Origin of the sequence: Flavisphingomonas formosensis, from assembly GCF_009755815.1 — a bacterium.
Classification (GTDB): domain Bacteria; phylum Pseudomonadota; class Alphaproteobacteria; order Sphingomonadales; family Sphingomonadaceae; genus Flavisphingomonas; species Flavisphingomonas formosensis.
Genome location: NZ_WRPK01000001.1, coordinates 705,859 through 721,496 on the forward strand (window position 1 = coordinate 705,859; position 15,638 = coordinate 721,496).

Genomic DNA, 15,638 nt, shown 5'->3' on the forward strand with positions numbered 1-15,638 from the left:
GCTCCGCTTAAACAGGGATAGTGGAAAGGCTGGGCCGCTATCAGCCGGGGGACGGAATGTCAATGAAAGGCGCGGCTTGCCCGTTGCGATCGCGCGGCGCATGGCGGTGCGGGTGTCGGAGAGGTGCGTGTGGGCGAGGTATTCGAGGTAGAGGGAAACCGGCTCGCGCTGCTCGTGGAGGGGCCGGAGCGGCTCGAAGCGTTGATGGCGCTCATCGCCGAGGCGCGCGAAAGCCTTCGTCTGCTCTATTACATGTTCGAGCCCGATCGCGTGGGTGCCCGGGTGCGGGACGCGCTGATCGCTGCACTGGGACGGGGTGTATCCGTCTCGCTGGTGGTCGACGGCTTCGGCAGCAGCGCATCGGATGGCTTTTTCCTGCCGCTCAAGGACGCGGGCGCCCGCGTCTGCCGTTTCGTGCCGCGCTGGGGCCGCAGATATCTCCTGCGCAATCACCAGAAAATGGCTATTGCGGATGGCGCGCGAGCGATTGTCGGCGGCTTCAACATCGCGGACGATTATTTCGCCGCCCGGCCGGGGCACGAGTGGCGTGACCTCGGCCTTGCCATCGATGGGCCGGAAATCCCGACGCTCTGTGGTTATTTCGACGCACTGGCGGATTGGGCGCGGCGCCCCGGCGCGACGATGCGTGGCCTGCGCCGCGCACTCGATCGCTGGAGCGAGACCCGCGGCCGGACGCGCTGGCTGCTCGGCGGCCCGGCGCGCCGCCTCAGCCCGTGGGTGCGGGCGATGAAACATGATCTCAGCCGCTGTCGCCAGCTGGACATGATCACCGCCTATTTTGCCCCCAATCCGGCGATGCTTCGGCGGATCGAAAAAATCTGCGACCGCGGGGGCCAGGCACGCATCGTGACGGCCGCGAAATCGGATAACGGCGCGACGGTCGGCGCCGCGCGGCATTGCTATGCGCGGTTGTTGCGCCATGGCGTGTCGGTCTGGGAATATCAGCCTGTGAAGCTGCACACCAAGCTCTTCGTGGTGGACGACATAGTCCATCTCGGCTCGGCCAATTTCGACATGCGCAGCCTCTATCTCAACCTCGAGATCATGCTGCGGATCAAGGACAAGGCCTTTGCGGATCATGTCCGCGCCTATGTGGAGGGCGAGCTCGGCTTCTCGCAGGAAATCACGCGGGAGGCGCATGCCCGCGCGAATGGCTGGTTCAACCGCCTGCGCTGGGGGATTGCCTATTTCATGGTCGCCGTGCTGGACTATGGCGTCGCGCGGCGGCTGAATTTCGGGATCGAGGGCTGATCAGTCCTTCCACGCCCAATAGAGCTGGGCAGGAGGGATGTTCCACAGCTCGACGTCATGGTCGATCCGCTCGAATTCCGGATCGAGGAAGTCGCGGACCTTGGGCGAGAATTGGTAGACGAGAAAGGCGCCGCCGACGCGCAGCGCGTTCGCCGTTTCAGCCGCGATCTTGGGGCCGATGCCGGCGGGAAGGGTCGAGAACGGCAGGCCCGACAGAACATAGTCGGCATGCTCGAAACCGTGATGCGCGATGATCTCGCGTACATCGGCCGCAGAGCCTTCCACCGCCACGAAGCGGGAATCGGTGATGCGGCGGCGCAGATAGCTTATGAAGTCGGGATTGGTGTCGATGGCGATCAACGTCGCATCGGGCGCCATGCGCTCCAAAATATGGCCACAGAAAGTGCCGACGCCGGGGCCATATTCCACGAAGAGCTTCGTGTTGGCCCAATCGACGCGGCTCAGCATCTTGTCGATCAGCTTGCCGGAGGAGGGGATGATCGAACCCACCATCACCGGATGCTTCAGAAAGCCGCGGAAGAACATCACCAGCGGGTGTTCGCCGCCTTCCAGCGCCTTGCGATTGCGCTTGCGTGCGGCTTCGGCCGGGGATGCGGTCATGACAACTCCGTGGCGGACTGAATTGCCGTCCGTTGCAAATCATTGAACCAAAGGCAAGCGGCGTTGCCATGCGGACACGGTGAAACGAGGCCGCAACACCATGGTTCCGACGCCGGGCCGATCCGCCAAGGGGTTCAAACTCGTCCCCTTTTCGGATCGGCCGGGCGCCAGCGCCTATTCGTCCGGCGCCACGGCCCCGTTGCGCGGCTTCAGCATGCCGGGCGATACGAAGCCGATCGGCGACAGGGCAGCGGCCTCCTGCTTCAAGGTCGCCGCGATCTGTTCATAATCGCGTTCCATTTCGGGCGTCACGCTGGCCCGGGTCTCCTTCAGCGCCTTTTCGAAATGGGCGGCCGTCACCTTCTGCGCGTCCAGGGAGGCGCGTAGCGCGTTGAGGCCTGCACGCCGGACGAGATCCTCGAGATCCGCTCCGGTGAAGCGCTCGGTACGCTTCGCAAGATCGTCCAGGTCGACATCGTCGGCCAGCGGCATCTTGCCGGTGTGGATCGAAAGGATACGCCGCCGGCCGCCCTGATCGGGAACGCCGACATAGACCAGCTCGTCGAACCGGCCCGGCCGCAACAGCGCCGGATCGATCAGGTTGGGCCGGTTGGTGGCGCCGATGACGACCACCGACTGAAGCTCTTCAAGCCCGTCCATTTCGGCGAGGATGGTGTTCACCACCCGCTCCGTCACCTGCGGCTCGCCCAGGCCGCCGCCGCGGGCGGGCACCAGGCTGTCGAGCTCGTCGATGAAGATCACCGTCGGTGCCACCTGCCGTGCGCGCGAGAAGAGCCGTGCGATCTGCTGCTCGCTCTCGCCATACCATTTGCTGAGCAGGTCGGACGATTTGGTGGCGATGAAGTTCGCCTCCGCCTCGCGCGCGACCGCCTTGGCAAGCAGCGTCTTGCCGGTTCCGGGCGGGCCATAGAGCAGGAAGCCCTTGGCGGGACGGATGCCGAGCCGCCGGAACGCGTCGGGATCCTTGAGCGGCAGCTCCACGCCCTCGCGCAGTTTCTCGCGCGCGTCGTCGAGACCGCCGACGTCATCCCAGCGCACCGTCGGCGCCTGCACCATCACCTCGCGCATCGCGGAAGGCTGGACGCGCTTGATCGCCTCCTGGAAATCCTCGCGGGTGACGGACAGCGTGTCCAGCACCTCGTGTGGGATGGTCCTTTCCTCGAGGTTCAGCTTTGGCATGATCCGGCGCACCGCCTCGATCGCCGCCTCGCGGGTCAGCGCGGCGAGATCGGCTCCGACAAAGCCGTAGGTCATGCGCGCGAGCTCGTCGAGATTCACCCGGTCCCCCAGTGGCATGCCGCGGGTATGGATGCCGAGGATCTCGCGCCGACCCCGCTCGTCCGGCACGCCGACGATGATCTCGCGATCAAATCGGCCTGGCCGGCGCAACGCCTCGTCGATCGCCTCGGGCCGGTTGGTCGCGGCAATGACGACGAGGTTCGCACGCGGCTCCAGCCCGTCGAGCAGGGTCAGCAGCTGGGCGACGAGCCGCTTCTCCGCCTCGCCGGTCACCTGGCCGCGCTTCGGCGCAATCGAATCGATCTCGTCGATGAAGATGATCGAGGGGGCGGCCTTCGTCGCCTGCTCGAACACCTCGCGCAGATGCTTCTCGCTCTCGCCATATGCCGAACCCATGATCTCCGGGCCGGCGATGTGGAAGAACTCCGCGTCGCTTTCATTGGCCACCGCGCGGGCGAGGCGCGTCTTGCCGGTGCCGGGCGGGCCGTGCAGCAGCACGCCCTTGGGCGGATCGACGCCCAGGCGCTGGAACAGTTCGGGATAACGCAGCGGCAGCTCGACCATCTCGCGCAGCTGGTCGATCGCGCCGGTCATGCCGCCGAGATCGTCATAGGTGACGTCGGCGCGGCGCGACTCGCGCGCTTCCTCATATTCGGGCCTGAGCTCGACTTCGGTATCCGCGTCGATGTGCACGATGCCCTTGGGCGTCGTCGATACGACCGTCAGCCGGATCTCCTGCAGAGAATAGGCCGGCGCGTTCAGCATCTGTCGCAGCTGCGGCGGCATCTCGCGATTGTCGACGCGTTGCTGGCCCGCCGTGGCGACGATGTCGCCGGCGGTCAGCGGCTTCATGCCGAAGCTGCGCTTCAGCGCTTCTCCCGATCCCTGCAGCCGCAGATTCTGCTGGGCGGGCGCGAACACCACGCGCTGGGCCGGCTTGGACTCGGCCTTGCGGATCTCGACGAAATCCCCTGAGCCGATGCCGGCATTGGCACGTTGGAGACCGTCCAGGCGCAGAATGTCGAGGCCCTCGTCCTCGGCATAGGGAAGCACCGCGCGCGCCGGTGTGGAACGCTTGCCGATGATTTCGACCACGTCGCCTTCGGCAAGGCCCAGCGCATTCATCATGGAACGCGGCAACCTGGCGAGCCCGCGTCCCGAATCATCTGGTCTTGCGTTGGCGACCTGCAGCCGCCGGGCATTATCTTCGCTGTCTGCCATAGCTAATTTCTCCGCTCAGCAGCGTAGATAAGCTCTCTCGAGGCGATTGCGATCCATAGCGATACGTCGGCGCAACAAAAAAACGGGCCGGTCCCTTGGGGCCGACCCGAAAGTTTTAGGAGAGGATGCCTGAAAGGCCCGCTCTATGTGCGCTGCAGCGTATTTTTGTGCAAGTGCGAAGAGACGTAATACGATTGCAGATTACGCAATCATAAAAGTGCCTGATTTGGTGAATAAGATCATCGGGGTGCCGCTAAACTGGGGGATGCGGCGCACAATGCAGGTGTAGGAATCAAGGCATTCCTGGAGGGTTGGCATGCGGCGGTTGCCCCCGCTTACGACGGTGGAAGCATTTGTGCAGGTTGCGCGGCTCGGATCGGTCAAGGCCGCAGCCGACGAATTGGCATTGTCCTCGCCTGCGCTCAGCAGGCGGGTACAAGCGCTCGAGCGGTTCATCGGCCGGCAGCTCTTCGAGCGGCGGCACCAGTCGATGAAACTCAACATGGAAGGTGAGATCCTGCTCAGCCGGATCGCACCGGCGCTCGATGCCCTGGCCGAAGCGATCGATGCCACCACGGGCGACAATGAGCATCTTCGCCTGAAGCTCAGTGCCTTGCCGTTGTTTGCCCAGCAGCGGCTGATGCCTCTGCTGCCGGAGCTCAAGGACAAGCACCCCGAACTGCACATCGACATCGACACCAGCGGCCACGGCCTGTCCCGCCTGGGCGAGGGCATCGACGTCGCGATCGTGCTGTCCCGCGAGATCGATCCGACCCTCTATGCCCGCCGGCTGGATCGCAACCGCGTGTTCGCGATCGGCGCACGCTCGCTGAGCGAGGGACGCAGGGCGCTCCGCAAGCCGGAGCAATTGCGGGAGCATACGGTGCTGATCCACCGCGACATGCCGGAAACGTTCGAGACCTGGCGGGAGGCGCTGGGCGTGCCTGACCTGGAGCCCGCCGGGATCAATCTGTACGATTCGGGGCAGCTCATGCTGGAGGCCGCGGCGCAGGGGCTCGGCATCGCCTTCATGCTGGAAAGCCACTACAGCGGCGCGCACGACAAGCGCATCGTCCAGCTGTTCAGCGCCGAGGACGTCGACAGTCCGTATAATTACTGGTTCGCCTGCAAGCGCCTGGCGCTCGGGCGGCGTCCGGTTCGGCTGTTCCACGACTGGCTGCTCGACAATATGCCGGAGGCGCAGCCGGCCTGAGTATCGCCGGAGCTTTGGGCTTCTTTGTCGTTCGTCATCCCGACGAAGGCCGGGATGACGAACATATCGCAATGTCCGGGAGGCGATCAGGCGTCGGCGAGAATCTTGGCCGACACGATCTTGCCCGGCGTGCGCGGCGGCTCACCCTTGGGCAGCGCGTCGACATTCTCCATGCCCGAGACCACCTCGCCCCAGACGGTATATTGCTTGTCGAGGAAGCGGGCATCCTCGAAGCAGATGAAGAACTGGCTGTTGGCGCTGTTCGGGTTGGAAGAGCGCGCCATCGAGCAGATGCCGCGCACGTGCGGCTCGGCGTTGAATTCGGCCTTCAGGTCCGGCTTCTTGGAGCCGCCCATGCCGGTGCCGGTCGGATCGCCGCCCTGGGCCATGAAGCCGTCGATGACGCGATGGAAGACGACGCCGTTGTAGAAGCCTTCACGGGTCAGTTCCTTGATCCGCTCGACATGGCCAGGGGCCAGATCGGGGCGCAGGCGGATGACGACATCGCCGGTATCGAGGCTGAACACCAGCGTGTTTTCGGGATCGTCGGCCATGTCTTCTCTCCTTTCGAGGGGATTGGGTGATCGCGCCGATTAGGCTGCCTCGGCGGCCGGCGCTAGAGCCGTCGGCTCTTTCTTCATGATGCCTTCATGATGCCGCATCGCTTTCGCCAAAAACGGGTTGCCGCTTTTCTGAACGAAGCCCGAGTGCGAATTCGTCCGCGATCAGCTGGTAGGAGCGCCGTCGTGCGACGTGATCGGGCATGATGTTGACCAGCATCATCTCGTCCGCGCCATATTCGTCGGCGACGACTTCGAGCTCGCGACGGCACTCCTCGGCCGATCCCAGCACGGTGCGCCGGCGGCGCAGCGCCGCGGAGGGATTGTCCGCGATCCAGGCCAACGCCTTCTCGACCGGCGGCACCGGGATCTGGTTGCCGGACATGAGATGGGCGAACATCATCGTCGCCGGCGCCGCCAGCTGCTCGGCCTCCGCGCGGTCCTGGGCCGCGATCGTCCAGACCGCGGCCATCACATAGGGTTCGGCAAGCCGCGGCGAGGGACGGAAGCGCCGCCGGTACTGGGCGGCCATCTCCGCACCGTCCGAATTGATGAAATCGGCGAAGCAATAAGGCAGGCCGGCTTCCGCCGCCCACAATGCGCTGTCCATCGACGAACCGAGCAGCCAAACGTCCGGCGATCCGCCTCCGCCGCTCGGCATGGTGGCATGCAGCGGGGCGAAGGGATGGTCGCTCGGCAGCCCCTCCTCGCCGAGATAGGCGAGCAGCTCGGCCAGCGCATTCGGGAAATCGTCGGACGGGATGCGACGGCTGCGGTCGCGCTGCAGGGCGAAGGCGGTCCTGCCGTCGGTGCCCGGCGCACGGCCGAGGCCGAGATCGATGCGCCCCGGAGCAAGTGCTGCGAGCAGGCGGAAGGTTTCGGCGACCTTGAACGGCGAATAATGAGGCAGCATGATTCCGCCCGATCCTACGCGGATCCGTTGCGTCGCCAGCGCGATCGGCCCGATCAGAACTTCCGGTGCGGCGCCGCCCACGCCGGGCGAGGCGTGATGCTCGGCGAGCCAATATCGGTCATAACCCAGCTCATCGCAGAGCCGGGCGAGATCGATGCTGTTGGCCAATGCGTCCGCCGTCGTCGATCCTTCGGCAATGGGCGACTGATCGAGAACGGACAGGCGAAAGGATCGGCTCATATGGGGTATCTAGGAAATGAATGCGCGGTTGAAACCCCCAGCAGGAACGTGCTCCTTGCTTCGACCACCGGTTTTGCGAAGCCCCGGCTGCTTCCAGCCGGATTGAAAATGCTCTAGCGCTGGGCTGTGAGCACCTCGGCCTCCTCCATTCCAGCCCCGTCGGCGATGTCGAGCGGCAGACGAACGCTGTTGTCGATCACGGTGATGGTGGCGACGCTGATGCAGGTGTTGGACACGACGATCGCGAACGTCGCCCTGCCGCACATGCAGGCCGCGCTCGGTGCGTCGCAGGATACGATCGCCTGGGTGCTGACCTCCTATATCGTCGCGTCCGCAATCGCGACGCCGGTGACAGGCTGGCTGGAATCCCGCTTCGGACGACGCAGGCTGTTCGCCGTCGCCATCGCCGGCTTCACGATCAGCTCCGCGATGTGCGGCCTGTCCGTCTCGCTGGGCATGATGGTGCTGTCGCGTGCGCTACAGGGGGTGTTCGGCGCGTTCATCAGCCCGCTTTCCCAAGCCGTCATGCTGGATAGCTATCCGCCCGAGAAGCGCGCGGAGGCGATGATGATCTGGGGCATGGGCATCATGATCGGTCCCATCATGGGGCCGGTGCTCGGCGGCTGGCTCACCGATTCGTTCAATTGGCGCTGGGTGTTCTTCATCAACGTTCCGTTCGGAATCGTCTGCACGGCCGGTCTTTGGCTGCTGATGGACGAGCAGGGCCTGCCCAAGCGCCGCTTCGACATGACCGGTTTCCTGCTGCTCGCCGTCGCGCTTGCCGCCTTCCAGATCATGCTGGATCGCGGCACCCAGCAGGACTGGTTCGATTCGGTCGAGATCATCGCGGAGACCGGCATCGCCATCGCCGCTTTCTGGATGTTCCTCGTCCATGCGGCCACCTCCAGGAATCCACTGATCGCGCCCGGGCTGTTCCGCGATCGCAACTTCGTGATCGCCAATGTCTATCTGTTTCTGGTGATGGGCACGTCGATGGCGGGTTCCGCGCTGCTCGCGCCGATGATCCAGAACCTGCTCGGCTACGATACGATGCAGGCCGGCATCGCCATGGCGCCGCGCGGGGCCGGCATGATGGTTGCGATGATGGCCGGCGGACGGCTCTCGGGCAAGGTGGACAGCCGGATTCTCATCATGTCGGGGTTGGTGCTGGTCGCTTTCTCGCTGCACATGCAGAGCCGGTTCAGCCTCGATATCGGCTGGCATGAGCTGGCCTGGTCCGGCATCGTCCAGGGCTTCGGCATGGGCCTGGTCGTGCTGCCGCTCAACCTGCTCGCCTTCGCGACGCTGAGCCCGGCGTTGCGCACCGACGGCACCTCCTTCTACAGCCTCTCGCGCAATATCGGCGGGTCGATCGGCATTTCGGTGGCGAGCGCCATGCTCGCGCGCAATACGCAGGTGAGCCATTCGGATCTCAGCGTGCACATGACCGATCAGGTGCTGCCGCTGCTCAGCCCTTCCGTGGTGCAGGGCATGGCGCCCACCGGCATGCTGAGCGCGATGGCGGACCTGGAGGTCAACCGCCAGGCGCTGATGATCGCCTATCTCGACGATTTCTACCTGATGATGTGGGCGACGATGATCGCAGTGCCGCTGATCATCTTCATGCGCGGCGCGGGCAAGAAGAACAGCGAGGATACGCCGATGGTGATGGAATAGCGCGGTTGCGCCGATTCCGGGATTTTTCGCTTGCATTGAACCGTCGGTGAGGAGAGGGCCGCCGCGGCACGGCGAAAGGGCGACGGCATGAGCGACATCGATCTGGACACGCCACCAGACACCGCCGAAACCAGTCTCGACGAGGATGACCGGCTGAAGCCGGAATTCGTCCGCGACGTGCTCGACCGCGTCGGGGAGGGCGATGCGGAAGGCGCACGCGCGCTGGTCGCCCCGCTCCATCCTGCCGACATAGCCGACCTGTTCGAGCTGGTGCCGTCCGAGATGCGGCGCTCGCTGGCGGCGGCGCTCGCCGACCTGCTCGACGCCGACGTGCTCGCCGAAATGAACGAGTGGGTGCGCGACGAGCTGATCGACGCGCTGGAGCCCCATGAGGTTGCCGAAATCGCGACCCAGCTCGATACCGACGATGCCGTCGCGATCATCGAGGAGCTGGAGGAGGAGGACCAGCGCGCCGTCCTGCGCGCGATGGAGCCCGACGACCGCGCCGCGATCGAAGAGGCGCTATCCTATCCGGAGGAATCCGCCGGCCGCCTGATGCAGCGCGATCTGATCGCGGTGCCGGAGCATTGGACGGTCGGCGACGTGCTCGACTATCTGCGCAAGAACGAGGATCTCACCACCGATTTCTGGGAGGTGTTCGTCGTCGATGCCGGCCATCATCCGGTTGGCACCTGCAAGCTGAGCTGGATCCTGCGCACGCCGAGCAGCATCGCGATCGCCGACGTGATGCAGCGCGAGCAGACGCTGATCCCGGTCGACATGGACCAGGAGGAAGTGGCCCTCCGCTTCCAGAAATATGCGCTGATCTCGGCCGCGGTGGTCGATCAGTCGGACCGGCTGGTCGGCATGATCACCGTCGACGACATCGTCCACATCATCCAGGAGGAAGCGGGCGAGGACGCGCTGAAGCTTTCGGGCGCGGGCGACGGCGACATCAACGAGCCGATCCGCTTCACCGTCCGTACACGCCTGGTCTGGCTGGTGGTCAATCTCGGCACGGCGATGGTAGCAGCCTCTGTCGTCGGCCTGTTCGACGACGAGATCGCCCATTTCGCGATACTCGCCGCGCTGATGGGCATCGTCTCGGGCATGGGCGGCAATGCGGGCACGCAGACGCTGGCGGTGGTGGTGCGCGCATTGGCGACCAACCAGCTCACCACCTCGAACACGATGCGGATGATCGGCCGCGAATTCCGGATCGCCCTGTCGAACGGGCTGTTGCTCGGCTTGCTGATCGGCTTGGGATCCTGGCTGCTCTACGGGCGTGCCGATCTCGCCTTCGTGTTCGGCACGGCGATCCTGATCAACAATCTGGTCGCGGGCCTTGCTGGCGTGCTGATCCCGATCTGTCTCGATCGGGCGAATGTCGATCCAGCGGTCTCGTCCGCGGTGTTCGTGACGATGTGCACCGATTGCATGGGCTTCTTCTCCTTCCTGGGCCTTGCCACGCTCTTCCATCTGCATTGAGGTTGCGCCGTGCGCCGCGGCGGACCACATCACGCCCATGGCGCTTCACATCACCAAGGTCGCGGTCGGCTGTTCCAGCCTGGAGGTGCTGCGTGAGCGTATCGCGGCGCATGCCGAAAATGCGGTCGCGCGCGTCCACACCCGCTTCAAGCCGAAGCGGGCGGACGCGCTGATCGGCGGATCGCTTTACTGGATTATCGCCAGCAAGCTCGTCGCCCGCCAGCGCATCATCGGATTCGGCGAGACCGCGGATGGCCGCAAATGCGTGATCCAGCTCGATCCCGAGCTGATCCCGGTGACGCCTCAGCCGCGCCGCATCCACCAGGGCTGGCGCTATCTCGAGGCGGTCGATGCGCCGGCCGATTTCGGCGAGAGTGGCGACATTTCCGCCCTGCCGCCCGCAATGGCGGGCGAACTGGCGAGCCTTGGCCTGATCTGACGCTTGCGCGCCGCCCGCGCTGCGGCGATGACGGCGCCATGACCGAGAATGATATCGCGCTCGCCCATCGCCTGGCCGATGCTTCCGCCGCTGCGATCCGGCCCTTCTTCCGTGCCCGCTTCACCATGGAGGCGAAGGCCGATGCCTCGCCGGTCACCCAGGCGGACCGTGCCTCGGAGGCGGCGATGCGCGCCATTCTCTCGCAGCAGCGGCCGCATGACGGCATCATCGGCGAGGAATATGGTGTCGAGCGGCCTGATGCCGAGCGCGTCTGGGTGCTCGATCCGATTGATGGCACGCGCAGCTTCGTCGCCGGGCGGCCGACCTTCGGAACCTTGATCGCGCTGATGGAGGCGGGCCGGCCGGTGCTCGGCGTTATCAACCAGCCGATCGCGAACGAGCGCTGGATCGGTGCCAAAGACCGGCCGACCATGCTGAACGGCGTTGCGACCCGTACCCGGCCCTGCGCAACGCTTGCCGGGGCGCATCTCGCCACCACCGGGCCGCTGCATTTCACCGAGGAGGAAAAGCCCCGCTTCGATGCGCTGGGCACGGCGGCGCGCGACATATTATGGGGTGGCGACTGCTATAATTATGCGCTGCTGGCGAGCGGCCATCTCGATCTCGTCGTCGAGGCGGGGCTCAAGCTCTATGATCTGGCGGCGCTGGTGCCGGTGGTGGAGGGTGCGGGCGGCCGCATGTGCGACTGGCAGGGGGCGCCGCTCACCTCCGAAAGCGACGGCCGTGTGCTCGCGGCGGGCGATCCGGGCTTGGTCGAGGCGGCGCTGCGGGTGTTGGCGGCATAGCTGCTTCATCCTCCCCGTTCCGGGAGGAGGAAGGTCACAAATCCAGCGCCATCACATGGTCGACGAAGGGCACCGGGCCGACCATGAAGCATTGCTCGCCGATCCGCCGGAAGCCGAGTCGGCCGTAAAAGGCTTGGGCTGCCGGGTTCTTTTCATAGACGCTGAGCAGCATTCGCACGGCGCCGCGGGCGCGCGCTTCGGCCATGGCCGCGTCCATCAACGCTCGCCCATGGCCGCCCCCCTTCCAGCCCGGAAGGATGTAGATGCGCTTGAGTTCGATATCGCCGGGCCGCAGCGGCACGTCCGCCGAGGGCGGCGTCAGCATCGCGAAGCCTACTGGCGTACCCACCGGCGATTCGAGGATCCACACTGCATTGGCGGGATCGGCGAAGATCGCGTGATAGGCGGCTTCGCTATGGTTGGCTTCCATATGCGCGCGGATCGCGTCGAACGGATGATCCTCGGCGAAGCTGTCGAGGAAGGTTGCCGTACCGAGCATCGACAGCTTCGCGGCATCGCCTGCATGCGCGCGGCGCACCGGCAGCGTCGGCCGGGTCATGCGATCGCATCCGGCCCCAGTGCCGAATCGATGTCGCGCGGACGTACGAAGCGGGCGATCCGTCCGCCGCCCGGCTTGATGTCCGCCCAGTGATCGACGTCGAATTGCAGCTCGGCCACACTGGCCGTCGGGAACTTCTCTTCGACACGGTCGCGCGTGGCATCGTCGTCGCGATCGGGCACGAGCAGCAGGATGAGTTCTTCCATCCCCGGATTATGACCGCTCAGCAGCAGGCTCGATGCTTCGTCGGGGGTTTCCTGCACCACGTCGAGCAGGGTTGCGGCGGAGGCGAGATAGATGCGCCGGTCATAGTGCGGATCGAGCGTGCGGCCGTAGCCGGTCCACACCTCGCCCAATGTTTCGACGACGCGTAAGGCCGGAGAGGCGACGACATGATCGAAACGCATGCCGAGATCGCGCATATGCTGGCCCATCGCGCGTGCGGCACGATGGCCCTTGCCGTTCAGCGGGCGATCGAAATCGCGCGAGACCGGGTCGTCCCAGCCCGACTTGGCGTGGCGGAGCAACGTCAGCCGCTTCATCCTATCCCCGGAATCAAGGTCTCAACCATCGTAATGGCGCCTGATCCGCGCCTTCGGCGGAAGCGGGTGGCGCTTCCCCTTCAGACGATCAGGCCCCGGCCCAGCTCCTGATGCCGGAATTGCGTGTCGGAAGAAAGGCGGCCCGCCACCATTTTTACCGCCTCGTCCAGGGTTACGCGCCGGATCGGGACACCCGCCGGGAAGGCATCGAGCAGGCGCGATGGCATGGCGGCGGAGAGCAGCACGAAGACGCCGCTGTCCTCCGCCCGGCGGATGAGCCGTCCGAACGCCTGGGCGAGGCGAGCACGCACGATGGCGTCGTCGAAGGCGGAGCCGCCGCCCGCTGCGCGGCGGGCGGCGTGGAGCACGGTCGGGCGCGGCCAGGGCACGCCCTCCATGATCACGAGGCGCAGCGATTCGCCCGGCACGTCGACGCCGTCGCGCAGTGCGTCCGTGCCCAGCAGGCTGGCGCGGGGATCGTCCCGGAAGATATCGACCAGCGTGCCCGTGTCGATCGGATCGACATGCTGGGCGTGCAGCGGCAGCCCGCCGCGCGCCAGCCGGTCGGCGATGCGCGCATGCACCGCCTTCAGCCGCTGGATGGCGGTGAACAGGCCGAGCGCGCCGCCCCGCGCTGCCTCGATCAGCCGGCCATAGGCACCGGCCAGCGCGGGCAGGTCGCCGCGCTTGAGATCGGTGACGATCAGCACTTCGGAGCGGGCGGCATAGTCGAATGGGCTCGGCACCTCGAAATAGTGGGCCGGCGCGTCGAGATGCGCGGCGCCGCTGCGCGCCTCGGCATGCGTCCAGCCGGTCGCGCCCGCGCCTTTCAACGTCGCCGAAGTCACCAGCAGGCCGTGCGCCGGCTGCAGCACGATCTCGGCAAGCGGACGGGTGGGATCCAGCCAGTGGCGATGCAGGCCGATGTCGAGTTCACGCCCTTCGATCCGGTCGACCGCCAGCCAGTCGACGAAATCGGGATCGGCGGGACCGCCGAGTCGCGCGAGCAGCGCGATCCAGGCAGCCAGGGTGCGCGACCGGCTGACGATCCCGGACAGCGCGCCCTCGACGCGCGCTCGCGCCTGACCGTCCAGCCAGTCCGGCCCGTCCTCGGTCAAGGCCTCGAGCCGCTGGCGCAGCCGCGCGAGTGGACGGACGAGGCCTTCCAGCGCGGCCGCAGCCGGCGCGGCGGCCTCGATCAGCGCGCCGTCCAGTTCCGCCGCCTCGGTTTCGAGCCCATAGCCGGCATCCTGCGCGCTCGCCCGAGCGAACACGCTGGCGCGCACCGCGGCGAGCAATTCCTCGATCGGACCCGAGGGAGCATCCTCGGTGACACGGCCGATCCAGCCATCGGCGGGCAGCGCCCGTGCGGCCTCGATGGCCGCTTCGATCGCCAGCGCACCCTCGTCGTCATAGGAGGCGACGTCGGAGAGCCGCGCCGAAAGCCCGCGCCGGCGCCCGCGCGATCGGCTTTCCGGGCCGATGATCCAGCGCCTGAGTTCGATCGCCTCCTGGCCGGAGAGGATCGCGGCGAAGGTCGAATCGGCGGCGTCGAACAGATGATGGCCTTCGTCGAACACGATCCGGTCGAGCGGCCGGCCTTCCGAGCGGCGCCGTTCGGCGAGCAGCATGATCAGCGCATGGTTGGCGATCACCAGGTCGGCGCCCTCGGCCGCGCGCACCGAACGCTCGATGAAGCAGCGGCGATAATGCGGGCAGCCGGCATAGACGCACTCGCCGCGCCGGTCGGTCAGCGCGGTGGCGCCGGCGCGGCGGAACAGCGTCGGCAGCCAGCCGGGCAGATCGCCGCCCACCATGTCACCGTCGCGGGTGAAGGCGGCCCAGCGCGCGACGAGCTGCGCCAGGATCGCTGCGCGATTCTGGAAGCCGCCTTGCAGGGCGTCCTCGAGATTGAGCAGGCAGAGATAATTTTCCCGGCCCTTGCGCACCACCACCTTCTCGCGCCGGATGGCGGGATGGGGGAAGACGCGCTCGGCCTCGCGGTCGAGCTGACGCTGCAGGGCCTTGGTGTAGGTGGAGATCCAGACCGTGCCGCCAGCGCGTTCCGCCCAGAGCGAGGCCGGCGCAAGATAGCCCAGCGTCTTGCCGATGCCGGTGCCGGCCTGGGCGAGCAGCATGTTGGGCCGTCCTTCCGCGATCCGCGGCGCGAAGACCGGTGCGGCGGCGCTGGCATAGGCGCGCTGGCCCTCGCGCGGCTCGGCGTCGCTGCCGACCAGCGCTGCCAGCCGCTCCACGCTTTCCTCGGCAGCCAGCAGGATCGGGCGCGGCTGTGGCCGGCCGGCAGCCTCATCCCATTCGGGCAGCTTGGAAAACAGCCAGCGTTCCGCCTCGCGCGGGCGCGGGATGCGCCCGGCGACGGTAGCCGCCCAGGGCCAGCGCAGGCGGAACAGGCTCTGCGCCGCCGTCCAGCCGCCTTCGCGCTCGGGCCATGCCGGATCGCCGAGACGATCGAGCAGGGCAGCCGCGGCCCGGATCAGGAACGGTGCGGACTCGGCGTCGCTGGCCGGCGGCTCCAGATCCAGCGCCCGGGCAATGCCGCGTGGGGTCGGTACGGCGAAATGGGCCGGATGGACGAAGGCGAACAGCTCCAGAAGGTCCAGCCCCGATATCTCGCCATAGCCGAGCCGCGCCCCGATCACCGGGGCGTTGAGCAGCACCATCGGCGTCTCGGCGGCGCGCGCGATCGCCTCGCCGCGCTGCACCTCGCGCACCTGGCCGTCGGGCGCGGCGATCCAGATGCCGCCGTGCGTCGCATGCAGCGCTGGAAAGGGGAGGAGCGGTTCGGTCACGTCTCGTGCGGTTCGGT

Annotated in this window: 14 protein-coding genes; 6 read left to right on the plus strand and 8 right to left on the minus strand. The window is 66.6% G+C overall.

Going from position 1 to position 15,638, the window contains the following annotated elements; translation table 11 throughout:
- The first annotated feature begins 129 nt into the window (after window positions 1–129).
- The gene (locus GQY20_RS03445; protein WP_232475869.1) at window positions 130–1,272 is read left to right on the plus strand and encodes a phospholipase D-like domain-containing protein; all 1,143 of its coding nucleotides are present in this window, start codon (window positions 130–132) and stop codon (window positions 1,270–1,272) included.
- Here the strand turns inward: GQY20_RS03445 and GQY20_RS03450 are convergent, their stop codons facing one another.
- Together GQY20_RS03450 and GQY20_RS03455 are read right to left on the minus strand one after the other, a co-directional pair.
- Window positions 1,273–1,893 (minus strand): class I SAM-dependent methyltransferase, encoded by a 621-nt coding sequence (locus GQY20_RS03450; protein WP_198350821.1) that lies wholly within the window; start codon window positions 1,891–1,893, stop codon window positions 1,273–1,275.
- Between the two features lie 174 nt (window positions 1,894–2,067).
- Window positions 2,068–4,374 carry a CDC48 family AAA ATPase gene (locus GQY20_RS03455; RefSeq protein ID WP_157215614.1) on the minus strand — a complete coding sequence of 769 codons (2,307 nt, stop codon included), beginning with the start codon at window positions 4,372–4,374 and terminating at the stop codon, window positions 2,068–2,070.
- 316 nt (window positions 4,375–4,690) lie between these two features.
- Between GQY20_RS03455 and GQY20_RS03460 the strand changes: the two genes are divergently transcribed.
- Window positions 4,691–5,587 (plus strand): LysR substrate-binding domain-containing protein, encoded by an 897-nt coding sequence (locus GQY20_RS03460; RefSeq protein ID WP_198350822.1) that lies wholly within the window; start codon window positions 4,691–4,693, stop codon window positions 5,585–5,587.
- An 86-nt stretch (window positions 5,588–5,673) separates the two neighbouring features.
- Here GQY20_RS03460 and GQY20_RS03465 read toward each other — a convergent pair whose 3' ends face one another.
- The 3 genes from GQY20_RS03465 to GQY20_RS32770 form a co-directional block, all read right to left on the minus strand.
- Window positions 5,674–6,141: a peptidylprolyl isomerase gene (locus GQY20_RS03465; RefSeq protein ID WP_157215615.1), complete on the minus strand. Its 468-nt coding sequence runs from the start codon at window positions 6,139–6,141 to the stop codon at window positions 5,674–5,676.
- 94 nt (window positions 6,142–6,235) lie between these two features.
- Window positions 6,236–7,300 (minus strand): LLM class flavin-dependent oxidoreductase, encoded by a 1,065-nt coding sequence (locus GQY20_RS03470; RefSeq protein WP_157215616.1) that lies wholly within the window; start codon window positions 7,298–7,300, stop codon window positions 6,236–6,238.
- A gap of 113 nt (window positions 7,301–7,413) precedes the next feature.
- Window positions 7,414–7,536 (minus strand): hypothetical protein, encoded by a 123-nt coding sequence (locus GQY20_RS32770; protein ID WP_269769716.1) that lies wholly within the window; start codon window positions 7,534–7,536, stop codon window positions 7,414–7,416.
- On the opposite strand from GQY20_RS32770, the gene GQY20_RS03475 reads away from it, so the two are divergent.
- The 4 genes from GQY20_RS03475 to hisN all read left to right on the plus strand — a co-directional run bounded on the left by GQY20_RS03475 (window position 7,520) and on the right by hisN (window position 11,710).
- The gene (locus GQY20_RS03475) at window positions 7,520–8,977 is read left to right on the plus strand and encodes a DHA2 family efflux MFS transporter permease subunit (RefSeq protein ID WP_232475870.1); all 1,458 of its coding nucleotides are present in this window, start codon (window positions 7,520–7,522) and stop codon (window positions 8,975–8,977) included. The two genes, GQY20_RS32770 and GQY20_RS03475, sit on opposite strands and share 17 nt — an antisense overlap.
- An 87-nt stretch (window positions 8,978–9,064) precedes the next feature.
- Window positions 9,065–10,465, plus strand: coding sequence for a magnesium transporter (mgtE, locus tag GQY20_RS03480; RefSeq protein WP_157215618.1), 1,401 nt, complete (start codon window positions 9,065–9,067; stop codon window positions 10,463–10,465).
- A gap of 37 nt (window positions 10,466–10,502) precedes the next feature.
- Entirely contained in the window at window positions 10,503–10,904 is a 402-nt protein-coding gene (locus GQY20_RS03485) for a DUF1489 family protein (RefSeq protein WP_157215619.1), read from the plus strand.
- Window positions 10,905–10,942: 38 nt separating this feature from the next.
- A complete protein-coding gene (gene hisN / locus GQY20_RS03490; RefSeq protein ID WP_157215620.1) occupies window positions 10,943–11,710 on the plus strand; it encodes a histidinol-phosphatase in 768 nt (255 codons plus the stop codon).
- A gap of 34 nt (window positions 11,711–11,744) precedes the next feature.
- Here the strand turns inward: hisN and GQY20_RS03495 are convergent, their stop codons facing one another.
- The 3 genes from GQY20_RS03495 to GQY20_RS03505 all read right to left on the minus strand — a co-directional run bounded on the left by GQY20_RS03495 (window position 11,745) and on the right by GQY20_RS03505 (window position 15,621).
- Window positions 11,745–12,269, minus strand: a complete 525-nt coding sequence (locus tag GQY20_RS03495) for a GNAT family N-acetyltransferase (RefSeq protein WP_157215621.1) — start codon at window positions 12,267–12,269, stop codon at window positions 11,745–11,747.
- Window positions 12,266–12,811: a SixA phosphatase family protein gene (locus tag GQY20_RS03500; protein WP_157215622.1), complete on the minus strand. Its 546-nt coding sequence runs from the start codon at window positions 12,809–12,811 to the stop codon at window positions 12,266–12,268. Before GQY20_RS03500 ends, GQY20_RS03495 begins: the two co-directional genes overlap by 4 nt.
- A gap of 80 nt (window positions 12,812–12,891) precedes the next feature.
- Window positions 12,892–15,621, minus strand: coding sequence for an ATP-dependent DNA helicase (locus tag GQY20_RS03505; protein ID WP_157215623.1), 2,730 nt, complete (start codon window positions 15,619–15,621; stop codon window positions 12,892–12,894).
- Window positions 15,622–15,638: the final 17 nt, after the last annotated feature.